1 protein-coding gene is annotated in these 561 nt (G+C 65.2%); it reads right to left on the minus strand.

All coding sequences use genetic code 11. The features are described from left to right. Window positions 1-561 (minus strand): Holliday junction branch migration DNA helicase RuvB (gene ruvB, locus ACU8YC_RS25890; RefSeq protein ID WP_446896095.1); only part of this gene is annotated, 561 nt, incomplete at both ends.

Below are 561 nucleotides of genomic sequence, written 5' to 3' on the forward strand. Positions count from 1 at the left end.
GCGTACGCATGATGTAGCCCTGCTGGATCAGGTACGGCTCGAGCACGTCCTCGATGGTGTGGCGCTCCTCGCTGATCGCCGCGGCAAGGCTGTCGATGCCCACCGGGCCACCATCGAACTTCTCGATCAGCGTCAGCAGCAGGCGACGATCCTGATGATCGAACCCGCGCTCATCCACATCCAGCATGTTCAGCGCAAGGTCGGCGATCTGCCGAGTGATCTCACCCTTGCCGCGCACCTGAGCGAAGTCACGAACCCGGCGCAGCAGACGGTTGGCGATGCGCGGCGTGCCGCGCGCGCGACGGGCGATTTCAAACGCGCCCTCGGGTTCGGTTGGCAGCCCGAGGATTCCGGCCGACCGCCTGACGATCGTGGCCAAATCCTCGGTGGAGTAGAACTCCAGACGCTGGACGATACCGAAGCGGTCGCGTAGTGGATTGGTCAGCATGCCGGCCCGCGTCGTGGCGCCGACCAGGGTGAACGGCGGCAGATCGAGCTTGATCGAACGCGCCGCCGGCCCTTCGCCGATCATGATATCGAGCTGGAAGTCCTCCATCGCCG

Source organism: Citrobacter sp. VF227 (assembly GCF_052950715.1).